Below are 18,059 nucleotides of genomic sequence, written 5' to 3'. Positions count from 1 at the left end.
GCCGGGTTCTCCCGGAGGGTGTCCCGGTGTGTCTCGCGGTGTCCGACGAACTGGTTGGGCACCGCGAGATCGTTGGAGATCCAGGGATCTGGGGGCGTTGGGATGCGCTAGCGGGGCTTGAGTCAAATGGGCTCAGACGGTGGTCATGTGTACCCGATGTGTACCGGCCACTTCCCCGCACACAGCGCAGGCTTAACGCCTGTCGAGCGTCAGCGGCCTTGAACCTAGCTCATCCTGTCCGGTGGGAGCTCTCTCGTCCTCCTCACTCTCCTCCGCGACGGCGATGGCATCGGCCGACTCGCTTGCCGGCGGTTCATGAGCCAAACCGAACCCCGGGTCGGTGACGGTGTCTCGCACGACGAATCACGAAGTCCCACATCGTCGGGTCGATCCCGTCCGGCGGTGCTGGCTGTTGCCACATCCTGGCTGCCTGGTTGGTACGCCCGTCCCAGTCAACGGGGAATTCATCAGACGTCATGCCGTGCCGCCCGCGATGCTCCAACCCGTACTGCGTGACCGCCCACTCGTCGTTGATCCACTCATCCAGCGCGCCCTTGAGCCACGACCCGGGATCGGCCCGCCTACTGGCGACAGCCTCGCGGAGCGCATCGTGGAGGTTCGCGAAGAGAACCGCATCGAGTTGTTTGACTTGCTCAGCGAACCCAGCGGCGATCATGCTCTGCCGCATTTCGCCAAGAACGTCGACAGGCGATTTCAGCGAATCCCAGAAGACAATCACTTGCGAACCGACGGAACTTCCCGACCCGTATTCAATCTCGATCACCGGCCGTCGACCCTCATCGTCATCGAACCGTCGACCAGTCGAGGTGGAACTCATGCGGAACGTAAAGCGCGGCTGTTCCGGGCGCCCATCGCCAGCCGGGATGGTTACCTCATGAAACCAGAGCGCGCCCAGGCTGTCAGCAAGGGCCAATGCGGCACGAACTCTTTCGAACGAGATATCATCGGATAGGCGTTCGATAACCTCGTCCTGTTCCCGCTTTTCCTGCACAACTCGTTCACCTAGGCGCGCCTGAAGTTCATCCAGCCGGAACGAGAGATCCTGTTGGCTCGCAACAAGGCCACGAGTCTCCTTCGTCACCACCTCACGCGTCGTCTCCTGGACCGCGCTCCTGATGTGCGCCGTGAACTTGCGCTCCAGGAACCAGATCGCGGCGACTAGGAGGAGAGTCGTGCCGACATTCGTCAACGTTCCCGACGCCAGGGGTTGCCAGTCCCCGAACCTGTCGTCGACTCGCCATGCCAAGGCGAACGGTGCAGCTGCCGTTGCGAGGCCGACGATCGTGACCAACAAGATCAGGCCCCATCGCACTCGGGGCCTCAATTCATTATCGTGCGACGATCCGGTCATCGAGGCAGTCTATAGACCAGCGACCGATGTCCGTGGTGACCAGGACACCAAGGGGGTCGGTCCAGGCGATGCCAGTCGCTGGGGCGACGGCCCACGGGAATAGGGTCTACTGAGGTTCGAGCATCTTCCGCTTCTCGACCTCTTTCTCACCCAGATATGTGAGGACGTAGGTGTCGCCCCTCAAGTGGATCAGGTCCTTGCTGTCGAGCCCGTCTAGAGTGCGCTTGATGTGCGCCCTCATCGGCGCACGGGCCCACATTTTGAGCTCCTCAAGTGTTGCCCCCTCAGTGCCACGCCAATAAAGCAGCACCAGGAAATGGTCCGACGCCCGGAACTGCTTCAGAACGCGCGGAATTCCATTGAAGACCTGGATTAACGGCACGTCTTTCGACACAAGATCGACGATGATCCCGTGGGCCTCTGTAGCAGAAACGCTGTGATAAAGACGCACTAGTTCAGCGAGCACCCATTCCATGTTCCGTACGACCATCGTCGCGTCTTGCTGGTTTGGGTCAATCCCGTCACCCAGATGGGCGACGTCCCGCTTGTTTCGGACGTCATAAATTAGACGCAGAGTGCGGGGAATGTGGAAGCGCACGCTATCAGGCGCCGTCGTCACTTGCTCTAACTTTCCCATGAGACTCGGCACCTTCGGCAGGTTGCCTCCGAGAGGCGTATACGCTTGCGTAGTCGCCCACTCCAGTATCCGGAACACAGCCTCCGAGAAGCGGGCTCCCTCGATCTCGGAGGGCCGCAGGTCGTCTCGGTAGAAACGACGCTTCGCCTCGGCAAAGGCCTCCAGCAACTCCTCTACAAGTTCCAGCGGAATACCCGCTGCATTGAATCCCTGTCGGACGCGAACGTCGAGGTCGGTCACGAAACGTCAAGTAGGCGGTCAACGAGCGCTGGAAAAGCCTTGATGCCAGCAGGCTTTGGCCGAAGCTGCTTGTTAGGCCCGTTGCCCGTTAAGACGAATGACGGCGATAGCGTCGCGAGTTGCTTCATGAAATTCGCCTGGTCGTAGCACTTGAGCCTCTGAACTTCTGCGCGAACTAGTTCGACGGAAGTCCCATCCTCATCGACTCCGAAACCGCGTACGATGCTGAGCATCTGAGCAACTACGCGCGTTTTTTCAGCGTTATTCTCTCCCAACTTGATCCCGGGCAGACTCATCTTGAGCACAGCCCCGTCAAGGTGTACGAGGCTCTCCAGCTTCGCCCTTTCGGTCGCAGTCGCCTCAGCCACCTTCGTGAGTAGGTCTTCTTCGCTCACGTCGATGTCGCCCTCCTGACCACTTGGCTTGCCACCGCCACCCCGAGACTTCGAGCCGTTGCCGCCGCCTCTAGCGGGGGCGGCAGGCTTCGCCTTCCGTTCGTTCGAGTTATCCGAATCAGCGGGATCCGCCGCTTCAGCGGCAGGTGCAATAATCCGTATCACTTCGCGAAACGCGACCTCGTGAACCCTTTCGGGAAGATCTGCCTTCTCGACGGCAGCCCATGCTTCCTTTAGCACGCCACTCAGATCCATCGGGACATCCGTTCTCGATTTTGCATCCAGTACGACTCATCTGCATCAGCACCCGGTTGCTTGAGCACGTGCGCTGATTCCGAACCACTCGCACTTGCGGGCCGCACTTCTCATGTCGGAAACTCCTGTGCTGGTTTCGCGCACCCAGGACTCCGGACACACCTGCACGCGGATAGATACATCCATACCGCCACAACCTCCCCTCCGCCACCCGACAGAACCCCTCTGGATCAGGCCGCTCCGACAGAGAGTCGCAGTCGACTTGCGTGTGGCCTGGTCACGGGCCTGCAACGTTGACGTTCCAGCGTCTTGTAGTGAGTTGCGGTGTGATCGGGGTAGTCATGTTGAAGAGCAGTCACATGCCGACGAGACGGGTTGCGTTTGACGAGGAGGTCCGCGGAGTCCACGCAGGTCGGAAACGGACGAGAAGGCCTATGCGCCAGACCCCTGGCGGGCTAGCCAGCCCGCCAGAAAAGGCAGCACTCACATGCCTCGTTCGCCATGGCCAGCGATTAACGCTAGAAGTCCCAGCTCGCCGTAGACCAAAGCGACCGGGAATCAGATCACGCCGACGCCGTAGGAGGCGTTCATGCCGGCAACGCTACGCAGTTCCCGCTGCATTGCGATAGTTCGTGGATCGCAGTCCGGTCCAACGGCACGTTCTGGTGAGAGCGACAACGGCCGGGATCGTTGGAATTCCAATGATCCCCGCCGTTGGTCATGTTGGTGCCGGATGGGCTGGCGCGGACCTCTTGCGGACTATTTGCGGACTGCCACCCTGTCGTAACCGCGCCCAACCCACTCGGAGCCGCACACGGGTCGTCCGCCGTGGCCGCTCCAGGCCACAGAGGTCGATTTGGACTTCATCAGCGAGCAAGAGTTCGACAGCGATTGCGTAGCGCCGCGGACGGAGATGCGGCGCCCGCCAGGCAGGGCGGACCAGCTACGGGAGGCCGCCGGTTTGGCAGTCCTTCATCGCTGAGCGTGCCAGATCGGCGAAGGTCGCCGCTGTGCTCTGCGCTCCTGCCACATCCACGGTCGAGTCGTCGACTGCAACTCGCACACCCTCGCTGAGGTCGTCCAGTCCTTTGTCGAATAGGTCGGCCGCAGCCGCTGCCTCACCCGCCCACTCCTCGTTCTCTGGAGCGAAGGACAAGGCCGCATCGTCAAGCCGGGCAACTGCGCTACGCGGATCCTCGTCCAAGACTCCAAACGCGGAGGTGACCTCATCCGCGGCCCGCGTCACTTCCACCGACAGGAGAGCACACGACTCCGCGGAGGCAGGGTCAAGTGACGGCGTCGGATCCAGAATCGGCGGTGTCTCGCCACCAGCCGCTGTGTCACTTGTCGACGCAGCGCATCCCGCGCTCACCACCACGATGGCCGCGACGACGAGGGCGGTGCGCCATTCTCCGCCTCGACGCATTCTGCTCTTGATCATTCCTGGTCCGCGATCCCTTCCGCTCGAAGCGCGTCCAAGACACGCAACTGCGACTCAAATATGTCCTTACGTGTCTCATCCGCACAAAGGATCGTATTAGCCCATCCGCGCTCTGAGAGCATATTCAGGGTGATCTCGAATTCACTGACCCCCATGTCAAGCGCGCGCCACTTGCCGTCACTCACATTTTCTTGGCGCACTAATGCCTGAGTGGCAGGATTTCGCCGGACGAGCTCCGCGTTGTGCCCCCGAAGCGTGACCTTGCCCACCGCTTCAGATATGTCGAGGGTCCAGTCCACCGACGCCTCGTGCGCGCGAATCACATTCAGGTACTCGGCTTCGTACTCGGGAGACGGGTGGCGTGGATTGAGAATGACCGTAGTCACGCGTCCTCGCAGGATGACGTGTTCGAGTTCGAGGGCGTCGAAGAGCATCGACCGCTTATCCGTGTCGAGCCCATCAATGGTCACATCCTTGAGGACAGCACCGTTGAGGGCAACGTCCCGCAGTCGAACGTCAGTGATGGAGATGTCCTCCAACCGTGGTCGAGCCTCGTCGGGGGGACCCCAGTCACTCCAGCAGTCAGTCACAGTGACGCCTTCAGCACGGATCCCTGTCAAGACGGTCCCTCGCCGTAGCTCAGCACCCCGAATATCCAGCCTCTTGCCTGGCACTACATCAGCTCCCAAATTTCCACGGCACATACTTAGCGATGCGCTCGGCAGCAACGTACGACCTGCGAAGGTGGTCTGCGATCGTCGACGGGTTGTTCGTCGTGAGTTCATACATCTTGTTCGTTGTCCTGGCGACGAAGTCCGGACGGCTGGCACCCCCTTGGTGCTCGAAGTGCCGGCGGATCAGCGGATCCCTTGCGACGATTCGTTCGATCGCTTTACCGTTGTTCATCGGCTCAAGGAATGCCTTCTCCGACTCGGCTTTCAACTCCGCGTCAGAAAGCGCATCGTCCCTCAGAGACTTATTGCTACGCAAGCTGTCGCGCACCTCGTTGACCTTATCCTGCAGGATCTTCAGTAGATCCTGGCAACCGAGTTCGGTCAACACTTGGTCGGGACCACACTCCGAGCGAGCACCGTTGGCACCTGCTCCCGCTGCCGCTCCGGAGGCGGCGGTGTTTCCAGCCTCGGGCACCGCAGCCCACAGGTGCGCCGCGAGTGTTGGCGAACAGGCTGTCGGTCCCGCGCCGGGCGCAGCGCACGAGGCACCGAGCGTGCCAATGGTTGCGGTGCACGCTGCCGTGGCCACACCGCACAGTGCCGTCGAAACACCCCCAGCCGCCTGCCCGACGGGCCGAACGTTCGCTGCCACGAATGGATCTGGGTAGGCCCACGAGGGGCGGTCGATTCCAAATTGGGGGATGTTGATACGTATCTCGGGAATATCGATGCTGATCTTCGGGATGTTGATGTCGATCTTGGGAATGTTGATCCGGGCGATGCTTGCGCTGATCTGGGATATCCCAGCGACGATATTAGAGATGTTTGCGTTTGCCCTGGATATATTGGCATTCGCTGTGGATATGCTGCTTCCCTGCTGGCTGAAGTCATAGGAAGAGGAGCTGTATGTGTAGCCGCCGGTTCGTGGAACGGCAGCGCTCATGTCCGGGACCGAGATCGATCCGAGCCCTGCGGCGGTACCAAATGATGTGAGCGCTGCGGCGCTCGTGGTGGCTCGCGACGAGGCGGTTTCGGACGGCGAACGGCCTGGCAGTGTGTAGGACCACGAGGAGAAGTTGGTGTCGGACAGGGAGTAGCCAGCTTCGTTGTATGCCAGCGCGGCGATACCCATGACAGCGAGACCGGCGACTGCACCCACGACCGCCCCGGGCGGCCCGGCAACGGCACCACCTCCAGCAGCGCCGGCACAGACCGGCGCAGCCATGGCGCAATGACCCGTGGGGTCGGAATACCGGACTGGGTTGCCCATCGCGTACGCATACCGGTTCTGCTCGTCGAGCGGCAGGTCGATGTTGTCCCTGGTGATGAACGTCGCGGTGCTTGGGTCGTACCAGCGGGCATCCATGTTGACCATGCCACCGCTGGTTACGTCCCCTTGGAATCCCGGACCGTTCGCGACGATCGATTCGGTCGGCTGCCCGAACGGGTCATAGGCGACTGTCTGTGCACCGTCCGACGCAGCTACCGCGATGATGTCTCCGTGCGGGTCAGAGATCGCGCGCGAGCCGCCGAGTTCCAGCAGGCCACCGAGGGGGTCGCGAGTTGTGGCCGTATCCCCGATCGTGGATGGGTCACGCGCAAGTCCCAAGTAAGCCAGCTGCTGCTGATCGATTGCAACCATGCGTCCAAGCCCGTCGTAGGCGAAGGTATGGTTCCCGTCCGACGTCAGCTGTCCGAACCGGTCGTAGGTGTACTCGTCCTGACCGGAACGGGTTCGCAGGCCGGCCGGCGAGTAGTCGAAGGTCCGGGCACCGATGCTCAGCAGTTGGTTGCGAGCGTTGTACTCGCGTGTCTGGCCATCCACGGCGATGAGATTGTTCGCGGCGTCCCAGTTGACCGTGTGGTCACCGGACGCATCTGTCCATCCCGTGAGCCGGTTGCGCAAGTCGTACTCGTACCCGGTCTGAGTCCCGCCGTTCCGGTTCGAGTTAACGCTCAGGCGGTTGCCCACTGCGTCATGCGTGTAGGTGTCCTGGACGACCTGCTGTGTCCCGGAGGTCACGGCCTGGCTGGTGACGTTGCCCAGGAGGTCCCACTCGAGGCGCTCGGAGGTGCTCGGCCCGTCCACCGCGACCAAGTCGCCGTTGGCGTACTGGTACTCGTAGACGTCGCCGTCGGGCAGTTCGGCTGAGGCTAACTGATCGCCCGCGTCCCAGGTGTAGGTGCTGGTTCCGGCGGCGTCGGTCTGGGACAGCATTCTGCCGTCCCGATCGTAAGTAAAGGCCGAGTCGCCTACCGGACCGTCAGATGTGGTCAGTCGCCCCATGTCGTCGTAGGAGACCTCCTGGACACCGTCGGGATGCGAGAAGCCCGTCATGCGACCGGCCGCGTCATAGGTGAAGGTCCGCTCGCTCGTACCGTCAGCGTCCATGGCGGTGACCTTGGTCGGCATGCCGTCGATGTTGTACGTGGTTGCCGTGGCGACGCCGTCAGGTGTGGAGGATGCGATCTCGCGGCCAGCCGCGTCGTAGTCCCAGGTGAACGTCCGGTCCCCCGGCTCCGTCGCCCCCGCTACTGCCGGCTCTACCAATGCCGTCAGGTCTCCGTTCGGTGTGTACGTCGCGGTGGTCTTGTTCCCGCGCTGATCGGTGAACGTGACCGGGTTGCCGTCCAGGTCGTACTCGACGCGCGAGGTGGCACCGTCTTCGTAGACAAGTTCGGTCAGGTTCTCCCGCTGGTCGTAGGTGAACTCCCGCACGCCGCCCAGCGGGTCGACCTGTCGCGTTTGCAGGCCCGCACGGTCATAGGTCCAACCCCAGCTGCGCAGGACCGCATCCGAGGTGGGATCCACGAGCGAGAGCCGCACCGGGTTATCGGCATAGTCGTAGTTGACCCAGGTCGTCGCGCCATGCGAATCACGTTGCTCCACGACCCGTCCCGCGGGATCGCGACTAAATTCCACCGTCCGACCGGTCACATCAGTGATCGACACGATCTCGTCGAGCGCGTTGTAATGGGCGCGAGTTGCCTCGCCCTCCGGACTCGTCTCCGACGTCAGACGCCCGAGCTCGTCATATGTGTACCGCCAAGTCGCGGCGATACCGTCAGCGTCAAAGGTCTGCTCTGTCTTATTGCCACGCCAATCGAATGCCGCTGTCGTGACCGCGCCTTCCGGATCAACGTACCGGACCGGGTTTCCGGCCTTGTCGTAGGCGTAGCGTTCGACTCTCTGTTCGTCACCGAGCGTCCGCGTCGTCGACGTGATCTGCCCGAGTGCATCGTGCTCGTACGTCGAGGTCATACCGATCGGGTCGGCCTGTTCCTGCAGCAAGCCACCAGGCGTGTACTTCCAGCGTTCGACCTCTCGCTCGTCTCCAACCCGATACGGTCGGGTCTGAGACGTCATCCGGTCCTGCGCGTCAAAGGTCCGGTCGACACGTGCGCCGGACGGGAACTCCTCGTTCGTCTGATTTCCGAACGCGTCATACCCGTAGCGGGACATCAACTCACCCTGAGGAGACCAAGATGTCTCGGTCACGGCCCGGTCCAGCCCGTCCCACGAGTAGCGGGTCTCCAGAGGGTTCTCGGTGGTCGAGCGCGGGTCTGTCGCGATCACGACGCGTCCGAAGGCGTCCCGGTCGATCCGGATCGTGGAGGCTGTCGGATCGTCGGCTGCTGATCCGACTGAGGTCTGCACGAGGTTGCCCGCACCGTCGTACGAGTTGGTGGTCACGCTGATCGGCGTGTCACCGCCCATAGCCTGTTCCCGCGTGATCAGGCCGCGCGTGTCGTACGTCAGCCGTGTCTCTCGCTTGACGCCAGTGTCGCCCTCGGGCCCAGAGCCGTCGTTGGTGGCGATCGACACGGGCCGTCGCACGCGGTCGTACGTCACTTGGGTGGTCGTGCCGTTCTCCTGCGCGAGCGCGATATCGCCCGCCTGGTTGTACAGGTAGGCACTCTCACGCACCTTGCGGGTCCCACCGCTTCCATCAGGGACGTTGACCGCCATGACTTCTTCGATCCGGTCATCCATGTAATAGGAGTACTGGCGAGTGACGCCGGAGCGGTCAGTCCTGGTCCGTACCCGACCAGATTTGTCGTACGTGTAGGACGCCAGGTCCGCCTGAGACTCGCCGCCGTCTTCACCGGTCACGGCCGCCTGGCGGAGCAGGTCGCCCTCCGGTGAATAGGTCATCTCAACGGTCCGCCCGTCCGCGTCCGTACGAGCCACGACGTTGCCATGCTCGTCGTAGGTATTGCGCTGCTGCACGACACCGTCGGCATCTGTGGCTGACAGGACTCGCCCGAACGGATCCAGCTCGTAGGAAACCGACCGCTCCTTACCGCTTTCCAGGTCTCGGGAGATCTCACGGATGACATTCCCGTCCCCGTCGTGCTCGAAGGTCACACGCTGCCGATGTAGCCCGCCGGTGATCACGTTCATCGTGGCCGCGGACTCAACCGATTCCACCAACCCGGTGTCGGTGTACGTGTACGTCGTGGTCTGGCTCGCCACGCCCTCGCCACTCTTGACCGTCTTGAGCAGCCGCCCTGCCCAGTCGTACGAGTAAGTGGTCTTCGCGCCCAACGGGTCAGTTACGACCGCCAGCTGCCCCTGCTTGGTATAGGTAAACCGGGTGACGTTGCCGCCGGGATCGGTGACCGTCTCGATCAAGCCGCTCGGTATGGTCCCGCCCGCTTCCGCCACTTCGTCGCCGGTGGTGTACGTGTAGGTCTCGGCGGGGCGGGGCGATCCTACTGACGACCCGTGATAGATCTTCGAAATGCGGCCCGTCGCGTCGTACTGGTACTCCACTGCCGCATTCGCGCGAAGCTCGGTCAGCGTAGGGGGGTCGAAGAAGCCACTGTAGAAGTAGTAGTTGCTATTCGGAGATGTAACCAGACGAGGTCGCCCTTGAGCGGTGCCCGACGAGATGTATTCGTATTGCTCGATGCCATAGGCGACCGTATAGTCCTCGGTGCCTTGCTCACCGTGTGCGGCGTGTTCCGGATAAGTCACTTTTTGCCGCAAGCGACCCTCATCGTCATACCCAAAGGCAACAAATGACCCGTCGGCGGGCTTGTAGGCTTTGGTCTGTCCGTCGTTGTTGAATCCCCACAGCTCGACGCCACCCCTACTGTTGGTCAGCTTTCGGGTGCGGCCCCAGCCGTCGATCTCGTATGTGTCGACAGCACCCGCTCCGTTGGTGACAGTGACGCGCTTTCCGCCCGTGATGTTGGTGGACGCAAAACGATGGATGCCGTTCCCGTTGGTGACTTGCGCGACTGCACCTGCACTGTAGGTAATGGTCGTTGACCCGCCCCCGTCCGGCGTGGTCGCAGCGGACAGGAGCGCGGGGGTACCGACGTAACTGTAGGACGTGCAGATGTTCTCTGCCGCTGGACGGCACACCGAGCTGAGGTTCTCGCCGTCATACAGATAGCGCCAATGGAAGTGGGCCCCGGTCGGCGCACCGACAAGGTCAACGGCCGTCACCCTGGACCCAGCCCAGATCACTTTGAAGGAGCGTTGGGATGTCACGTCGGTGATTCCGGTGATTCGACTGTCAATCGCGCGCGTGAATTCGGTGACTTGACCATCCTGTGTGCGGATGGAAGTCACGCCGAGGGCCCCGAACTGGAACACAGTGCCGCTGCCGTCCGTATATTTTGCCATGCACGGGCTGCTGCATGACTCCAACGACATTAGCTGGCTGCCTGCCGCCGGCCCGAAACTGCCGTCGGCGTTCTTGCCAAAGCCGACCTGATGCCCGTCAGCGAGATTCACGATCATGCCAGTAGTGGTCGACTCAACGCTCATGTCAAGGACTGAGGACCAGCCACGCCCGAAGGCTCCGACCGCATCATTAGACGACGAGTAGTTGCGCGCCAGCGCAAGAGGTACTCCGGCGGTTGGGAGAATGGCGTCAGTCGCGGTGTGCTCGAAATGCCGATCGGAAAGGCTAACTCCCGCTACTCGGGTGGCTTGAGAGTCCAGGCCGAACGAGGCGCCGGCTGGGACCGGGACCGTCGTGGCGAAGGTGTTCTCTGGCGTGTAGAGAAAACTGATGTACTGATTGCTACGTGAATCGGCAGTCCATTTGTATGTCGCGCCCCAGACCAGCGCACCTGCCGGAACCTGCCAGCTCGTTCTGGTGATCCAGCCCGAGTCGGCGACCGGAGTGGTGGTTGAGCAATTGTCGTCCTGACACAGCCACACCGTGAATGAATACTCGTAGTCGTCCGGCGCCGCGTGGACAAGAGCCATTTCGAGCGTTGGCCGCAGAGTGGATATCCGCGACTGCATCGCGGGCGATCGCAGCCGAATCTGCTCATCGCCAGTCGTTGGAGACGCCATGCTGTCTCCCGTGGAGAACCAGTACGCCGACCGAGCGAGCTCCAACATCTCGTAGCCCCCGATCCGGACTTGCACAAACCAGACGTAGGTGGCGCTGGCAGCAAGCTTGCCGGAGGGGACCTTCCACGACGATGCAGAGGTCCAGCCGGACCGAGCCGCTGGCGCTGTGTCACAGTCGTCTGCGCGAACCCAGCAGACCGTGTAGCGCCATTCCACGCCCTCCGCCGGCTTCTTCCCAACGGTTCCACCTGTGAGGGTTGGAGTCGTTCCGACGTTCCGCTCGCCATCAGTCGGTGAAACACCCCGGGTACGCCCGATCCCCGGAACACCGTTGTGCTGGTAGGACATGTTGGGAACCGACACAGGCGTCACCGGGTCGAAGTTGCCCGCCGGGATCTCGACGTTGGTACCCAATGGAGGCACGGACGCAACTGGCTCTGTGGGTCCGGTCCTCGGCGGCGTGGCAGGGACCACGTCCACCCGGCCTGATTCGCTCGCTTTCGTTACGGCGGTCGCAACGGTCGAGGCTGGTGCCAGCCATACACTGACCGATAGCGAAACTACTGCGACTGCGCTGAGAAGCCTCGAACCGCGCACCTGCATCCTCCACCAATTCCTACGTCGTCCGGTTTGGAACACTCATATGAAGATCGCTGGCGCCTAAACGGCACCGCCGTGCGGGCAGCTGCGTGCCAATCCTCGGCGTGCAGTCCATTAAGGCGGAGGACACACCCAGCAAGGCCAGAGGATCCGGCGTCCGTACGGGCATCCTGGAAGATGCGCCGCGTCCAGCGCCTCGGTTCACACACGTCGGTGAGCTGGGGCACGTCAGACGGATACCAGTCCGCTCGTCTCGCCGAGGACCCTAAGCCGCAACCAACGGGGTTACCAAGCAGATCATGGCGATATCGCATGAATTCACCCGAGACGGCCGGGTGAACTTCCGTGTCCGCGCGCTGCTATCAGCCGGGCCAAGCCGCTGCAAGCCCTCGGACTCGCCACGAACGTTGCGAGCCGGAGAGGTTGACCGTGCCTCCACCAGAGGCTGAACCGGTAGGACGCAGCACCCGCAACCGGGGACCGGTCCCGCATGAGCTACACGCCGTACTGCTGTTTGACACCGGCACACCGGAACATCCGCTGGCCACAGGCTCCGCCGGGCGTTCGAAGTACTTGCCACCCTGTGAGCCCGTCCACCGGCGCGGCACCTGGGCAGCCCCGCTGTCGAAGCTCAGCATTGAGTCCCTGAACGATGACCTCGTGCCTGCCGTGGTCGGTGGGGCTATCGCTATCCTCGCCGGGGCAGTCGGCCTGCTCGGTCGGCAATTGTTCGACCGCCGCATAGCGAGCCATACGGCGCGGCGCGACCTCTATGTCGAGCTACTGACCATGCTCATGGGCCGCCGCGAGTACACGCAATCGGCCGTGTTCTCGCGTGAGGTGAAGTTGGCCGACCTGCCCACCGAGCAGATCGACCAGCTGAACGCGCTGCTGCTGATCGACGCCACTGACGCCGTAGCTGCGAAGGCGCGGGCATGCTTCGCCCTACTCCATCGCTTCCACGCATCCCGCAGCATGAACGTGCCAGTCGAGGTCGACGGGCACGGCTACTTCAGATATCGCAGCGACCGCGTACGTGACCAGCCCGAGGAGACCCGCGACCTGGTTATGCGGATGGCGCTCGGAGATATTGCTGATGAGTACGGCGTAGCGGTGGATGAGCTAGCCGCGCAGGTCAAGCGTGAGGTGCACCGCCGACTTTGAAGCAGCGCGCGAGCGGCTGGTCCCGCCGACGCGGTTTGAAGCAGCCCCGCGCCTGTCCCGCCCCGCGTGCCACATCATGTATCAGTCCCTCGTTGGAGCGCCACTGATGCCGAGAAGCGGCTGTTCCACATCTCTTGCCACCCGTCAGCCTCCATGCCAGGTGGCCGGGGCGCACGGCACTCGGCAACGAAAACAGCCAGTTAACAGGGCCGAATCCCCTACGACGTCGAGTTCACCCAGGCGGATGCTGGCGGCGCAGTCGGTTGGTCGTCAAGATCGGGTCGTTGTCTTGTTGGAGGGCAGACGCGATGGTGATCGAGTACATGAAGTCCGGGCAGGCTCTTGCGGGGTTGCTTGTTGATGGGGTCGAAGGGACTCCGTACGTCGGTGCGACGCTCACGCTCGACAAAGCGCGCGGAGTTCTCATCGAGGTTCCCTTCCTTACCTGGGACGAGACTGGGCAGTTCACCCACGTGCGGGAGTGGTTCGACTCCCGGACACCGCCTACGAACCTGCTCTTCCAGTCGGTCGAGGGGCCGATCTCATTGTTCGATCTCCGTTGGGATGGGCACTCCTTGCCGGGCGGGTTGACCGCGGCTCGTGGGACCATCCAGGCGGGCGAAACCGTCCTATCTCACCGTGACGGCGCGCTGGCGGATCCTTTGGAGGTAGAGCAGATCAGAAGCTGGCTCGACCGGCTGAACGACTGGACCGGACTGACTTCGGTGAGCGCGGATCTGGCAAGCGAGCCTGACGGACGCATCAGCCGTGCAAGGAGCTACACCGTGAACGTTCAGAGCGCTGAGCCTGTCACCTGGGAGCAGGGCGAGGCCACACTCACACTGGAGTCCGTCTGGCGATCCTCACAGGAAGACGATGACCGCGGGCGTCGCCATCTCATCGCCGATGATGTCGTGCTCGACAGTTCGTTCCCTCAACCACGCCCGTTCCTCGATCATCTCGTAGAGCAGCGAAAGGTCGCCAATCTCCTCGTGCTGCTCTACGGGTCACGGATCGCCTTCCGGCGTCACAGACTTCGTGATCAGCGCTTCGTCGACCGATTCGCGAACGGCGAGGTCATCGATACACCGTTCGTAGACCTAGTCAGCACCCGTACGGTCCGTGACGGTTCGCTGCCGATGCCTGACCATAAGGAACGGCCCATCGCCTACCTCGCGCAGATCGGTCACGACGGCCTGGAGACGTGGGCCGAGAACTACAAGAGGTGGAAACGGTTCATCCTCCCGGCAGTCAATGCTTTCGGACGTCCAGGGGTACTGGTCGAGGAGACTGTGATGTCCACCTTTACAAGCCTCGAAGCGGCCAGCCGAGAGATTGGGCCACGCGAAGGCGAGAGCACCACCTATAACGGCCGCGGTATGCCTACCACGGCCACCCACGCGTACCGGTGCATCCACGTGCTCGACATCAGTTGGCCCGAGCAGATCGCCGCCACCGAGGGCCTAGCACGAGCGATCGCGGACAACTACAACACCATCAAGCACGCCGACCGAGGCAATCTGCCCGACGCTCGGAAATCGATCTTGGTCAGCCACATCAACCGATGGATCATTCGCCTCCTGGCACTGCACCTGACCGGCAAAGACGGGACGCTCCTTACCGAGTATCGAAACGACCCTCGGGAACTGTGGACGCTCCAGCAAACGTTCGAGGCTTACCAACTGAGCATCGCGGCGGACGGCACATGGCACACAAACACACCAATCTGACTCCATGACGAGATTACGACGCACCGCTACGACTGCATGTGGCTGCTGAAGAATGTGCGCCCAGCCCGCCCGTTCACCCTCCAGCCGGATCACTTCTCCTCAAGCGTTAACCATGGAGGCGGACGCGAGAGAGGCGTGGGTGCTTCTTTGGCCGCTGATCACTCTCCGCGCCCCCTCTGCGCCGGCTACAGCAGGACGATCTCGATCAGCGACTTCAGCGGCATTGCAAGTTCAGCTGCCAATGAGCGGCATGGTGATCCCGGTAGTTCAGGCCCCCCGATCGGCAACAGACAGATTAAATGCAACCAAGGGAGGCGAGTCACTTGCCACGAACTCAGGACCTCAACAAGGTAATCAACGACTTTCAAGCCACGATGAGCGCCGCCACTGAACGATTTCTATTGCTTCACGATGTGGTGACAGGCAGCGGGAACGAGAGGTCGCTCCGGAAAGGAATATCGACAGATCTAGCTTTCCGTCTTGGATGCGAGTGGGAACTGTTCCAGCATCGCTGGCACCTGGCCGCCATATCGCGCATGCCTTCGATCTTCGTTGCTCTTAAGCAGTTCGAACTCGATGGCGCACTCAAGAAATCGAATGCAAGACATTTAATCGAGGCCGTGAGCCCCGGAGCCACATCATTGCCCAATCGTCTCACGGTCGAGCAGATTGACGCCCTCATCGATCCAGACGGTTACAACGTTACGTTCAAAGACAGCGAGTCCTGGGCAGCGGAGTCCGGTCAGCACTTGGACAAGAGCCATGCCGACCTGGTTAGGAGCATCGTCGGAGATCCCGAGGACGAGTGCGTGCTTACGCTGTTGCGGGCAGTGCGGAATGTGATTGCACACCAGAGCTCGGGTAGCCGCACTTTTCTTAACGACTGCATCGGCCCCCGTCAAGGCGGCAGAGGGCTGGGAATCGTTGGCAGCAAGAACCAAGGACTCCAGCGCGACAGGACAACGGAAGTCAAAGACGTGGCTACCTATTTGCTTGCAACAAGACCCGGCGCAAAAAGGAAACGCGTGCTACTTCTTGTCGACCGGGCCATGGAAATATCGGAGAAACTTCGAATTTAGCCAAGTGCGTGGCCGGCGTGAGGTCACTACGCATCCGTAAAGCGGCGCTGCATGGACACCGGTCCTTGCCCACTTTGGTCCAGCTATTGGCATGTCAGCGATCCTGAGAGTCACACCGGAGAGGTACTCGGTTAGTCTCGTGCGGGAGCAAAATATGCGCTAAGCATCTCGGAAACCCACGCTGGCTGGTTGATCTCGCCACGCGGCCCCATCTCGGCGAACCACGGCTTGATGTCAAGCACCGGTGTCCCGTCAACGGCGTCGAGGTCTTCGACGTGCAAGTCCAGGCCATCGATAGACAAGAGCCGGCAGCGCGAGACGCCGATCCAGTTCTGGCGGCGCATGTTCCGGTGCCCGAAGATCCCCACCTCGGGCCACTCCGGGTTCTCGCGCGGCCTGCGCGCACCAGGGTTGAGGTCGGCCTGGTCGGTCAGGTGGAAGAAGAAGACGACCTCAAGGTGCGAGAACTCATCGAGACCGGCAACCGACGCCTCGGTGTAGGCGTCCGGTTCGATCCGGATGATCGATCGTGTGCCGCCCCAGTAGTCATCGGTCGGCTCGATGCGCCCTCCGACGACACGAGCGACAGGGGTCATGACGATGGGGCCGGTCAACATTCCTCCGAAGATCAGTTCGTCGCGGCTAGATAGGCACGAGCACGCTCGTCGAGAATAGCGACGTCCGAGTTGGTGGCCTTGTGGATGGCGAGCGCCGATCGCATCTCGACGATGGTCTGGCGAGCCCTTGCCGACTGCACGCCGTCCATCGCGTCGAGGGCCGTGCTCCAGGTGGCGGAGGCGAGGTCGAGTTCGCCGCGCCTGGCTTGCACGTCTGCGAGGTAGCCCAGCGTGACGGCGTGGGTTCGCTTGAAGGTTGATGCCTTCCGGGTCGCCACGGAGTGTTCGAGCTGTTGTTCGGCGCCGGCGAGGTCTCCGATGTCGCGAAGAGCGTTGCCGGTCTCGTGCGCCAGGGATGCCTCTCCGAAGAAGAACACCCGCGCGGGTTCGTCGTCGCCAGGCGTGGCGGCTGCAAGGTCTCGCTCGGCTTGGAGGAGCGCTGATGTTGCCGCGCCTTTCTGCCCCGTCGCCGCGAGCGCTCGGGCGTGGACGACGCCGAGCAGGGCGCGCTCTCGTGGCGCGGCGGCTTCGTAGCGGTCGCCGTCCACGGACGCTGCCGCGAGCTGATGGCCTTGGGTGAAGTGGCCGAGGTCGATCGCCTGGTGTGCCATCGCCCTCAGCGTGTGCGCTGCCATCGCGGGGTCCTCGGCCTCCGCGGCTAGCTTGACGGACGCGGTGAACAGGCCCTGGGCGATGCCGTGCTCGGCGTTGTCGAAGGCCATCCAGCCTGCGACGTAGGCCAGCTCGGAGGCGGCGGAGAACATCTCTCTTCTGAGAGTGTTGCTCGCGAACGAACCGTTCAGGAGTCGGTTCACGTCGTCGGTGAGGTACTGCATGGCCGCGGCTCGCGCGTGTCCGCCGCCGTGCCGCTGGTCCATCCGGGAGAAGAACGTCACGGACTCACGCACCGCTTCGATGTCGCCGCGTCCGACCGAGCGAACGCCGTGTGCGGCACGCTCAGCGGATCGGCGGGCCATCTCCGACCACCACGAGTCGCTTGGTAGCGCGGTGGCGATGGCCGAGTAGGCTGCCACGCCGAGAAGGCCTCGACGGGTGAGATCCACGAACTTGCTCCCCAGGTCAGTCAGCCCGGTCAGCGTATCCATGTCCCACGTGGACAATCGACCAACCTCCCGCGCCGCGCTGCCGCGCTTCGTTCTGTAGAAGCCGATCTCGGCTTCCGTATCGACTCCAAGGACGGCACGCAAGCTGTCGCGGTACTGCTTTCCAGGCCACCGTGATTGACCTCGCTCGTACCGGGCTATCGCATGGGCGTCGAGGGTGGTGCGCTGGCCCGTTGTCACCCAGACGTGCGCGTTGACGGCTTCCGCGAGTTCCGCGCGCGACATCGGCTCCCCGGAGCGCAGGCGGGACGGCAGCGCCTCGCGCCGCGCACGGAGTAGGTCATTGCCCACTACTCAGTCCCCCCTCGCAGGACGCGTAGTCGTCCCAGAAGGACGCCCCCAGAATGCCCCGTTGATTGCCCTGCCCGGCCGATCAGAACGCAACAAGACTAGCCACCACGCTCGCTCCCGG

At 62.5% G+C, this 18,059-nt stretch carries 11 protein-coding genes; 3 read left to right on the top strand and 8 right to left on the bottom strand.

Going from position 1 to position 18,059, the window contains the following annotated elements:
• Positions 1–313: 313 nt before the first annotated feature.
• The 6 genes from EW117_RS16695 to EW117_RS16670 form a co-directional block, all read right to left on the bottom strand.
• Positions 314–1,372, bottom strand: coding sequence for a hypothetical protein (locus EW117_RS16695; protein WP_129787832.1), 1,059 nt, complete (start codon positions 1,370–1,372; stop codon positions 314–316).
• Positions 1,373–1,478: 106 nt separating this feature from the next.
• Positions 1,479–2,249: a hypothetical protein gene (locus EW117_RS16690; protein WP_129787831.1), complete on the bottom strand. Its 771-nt coding sequence runs from the start codon at positions 2,247–2,249 to the stop codon at positions 1,479–1,481.
• Positions 2,246–2,899, bottom strand: coding sequence for a hypothetical protein (locus tag EW117_RS16685; RefSeq protein ID WP_129787830.1), 654 nt, complete (start codon positions 2,897–2,899; stop codon positions 2,246–2,248). The genes EW117_RS16690 and EW117_RS16685 overlap by 4 nt, the downstream gene beginning before the upstream one ends.
• A 943-nt stretch (positions 2,900–3,842) precedes the next feature.
• Positions 3,843–4,340 (bottom strand): hypothetical protein, encoded by a 498-nt coding sequence (locus tag EW117_RS16680; protein ID WP_129787829.1) that lies wholly within the window; start codon positions 4,338–4,340, stop codon positions 3,843–3,845.
• A complete protein-coding gene (locus tag EW117_RS16675) occupies positions 4,337–4,879 on the bottom strand; it encodes a hypothetical protein (RefSeq protein ID WP_129787828.1) in 543 nt (180 codons plus the stop codon). Before EW117_RS16675 ends, EW117_RS16680 begins: the two co-directional genes overlap by 4 nt.
• 139 nt (positions 4,880–5,018) lie before the next feature.
• On the bottom strand, positions 5,019–11,747 hold the full coding sequence (locus EW117_RS16670) for an RHS repeat-associated core domain-containing protein (RefSeq protein WP_165362728.1): 6,729 nt from the start codon (positions 11,745–11,747) through the stop codon (positions 5,019–5,021).
• An 846-nt stretch (positions 11,748–12,593) separates the two neighbouring features.
• Here EW117_RS16670 and EW117_RS16665 point away from each other — a divergent pair.
• From EW117_RS16665 to EW117_RS16655, 3 genes are all read left to right on the top strand, one after another.
• Positions 12,594–13,097: a hypothetical protein gene (locus EW117_RS16665; RefSeq protein WP_129787826.1), complete on the top strand. Its 504-nt coding sequence runs from the start codon at positions 12,594–12,596 to the stop codon at positions 13,095–13,097.
• Positions 13,098–13,405: 308 nt separating this feature from the next.
• The gene (locus tag EW117_RS16660) at positions 13,406–14,827 is read left to right on the top strand and encodes an ApeA N-terminal domain 1-containing protein (protein ID WP_129787825.1); all 1,422 of its coding nucleotides are present in this window, start codon (positions 13,406–13,408) and stop codon (positions 14,825–14,827) included.
• 374 nt (positions 14,828–15,201) lie between these two features.
• On the top strand, positions 15,202–15,906 hold the full coding sequence (locus EW117_RS16655; RefSeq protein WP_129787824.1) for a hypothetical protein: 705 nt from the start codon (positions 15,202–15,204) through the stop codon (positions 15,904–15,906).
• 131 nt (positions 15,907–16,037) lie between these two features.
• Here the strand turns inward: EW117_RS16655 and EW117_RS16650 are convergent, their stop codons facing one another.
• Both EW117_RS16650 and EW117_RS16645 read right to left on the bottom strand, forming a co-directional pair.
• Positions 16,038–16,520, bottom strand: a complete 483-nt coding sequence (locus EW117_RS16650; protein ID WP_207211902.1) for an SAM-dependent methyltransferase — start codon at positions 16,518–16,520, stop codon at positions 16,038–16,040.
• Between the two features lie 14 nt (positions 16,521–16,534).
• A complete protein-coding gene (locus EW117_RS16645) occupies positions 16,535–17,938 on the bottom strand; it encodes an NsdA family TPR-like regulatory protein (RefSeq protein ID WP_129787823.1) in 1,404 nt (467 codons plus the stop codon).
• Positions 17,939–18,059: the final 121 nt, after the last annotated feature.

It is taken from the genome of Promicromonospora panici, assembly GCF_900608595.1.
Classification (GTDB): Bacteria; Actinomycetota; Actinomycetes; order Actinomycetales; family Cellulomonadaceae; genus Promicromonospora; species Promicromonospora panici.
Note: the sequence above shows the minus strand (reverse complement) of the source record. Positions and strands in the feature narration are given on the sequence as shown.

What these genes read in the sequence shown, in the direction of transcription:
- EW117_RS16695 (WP_129787832.1), bottom strand. Translation starts at nt 1,372, where the DNA reads ATGACCGGATCGTCGCACGATAATGAATTGAGGCCCCGAGTGCGATGG.
- EW117_RS16685 (WP_129787830.1), bottom strand. Translation starts at nt 2,899, where the DNA reads ATGGATCTGAGTGGCGTGCTAAAGGAAGCATGGGCTGCCGTCGAGAAG.
- EW117_RS16680 (WP_129787829.1), bottom strand. Translation starts at nt 4,340, where the DNA reads ATGATCAAGAGCAGAATGCGTCGAGGCGGAGAATGGCGCACCGCCCTC.
- EW117_RS16660 (WP_129787825.1), top strand. Translation starts at nt 13,406, where the DNA reads ATGGTGATCGAGTACATGAAGTCCGGGCAGGCTCTTGCGGGGTTGCTT.
- EW117_RS16655 (WP_129787824.1), top strand. Translation starts at nt 15,202, where the DNA reads ATGAGCGCCGCCACTGAACGATTTCTATTGCTTCACGATGTGGTGACA.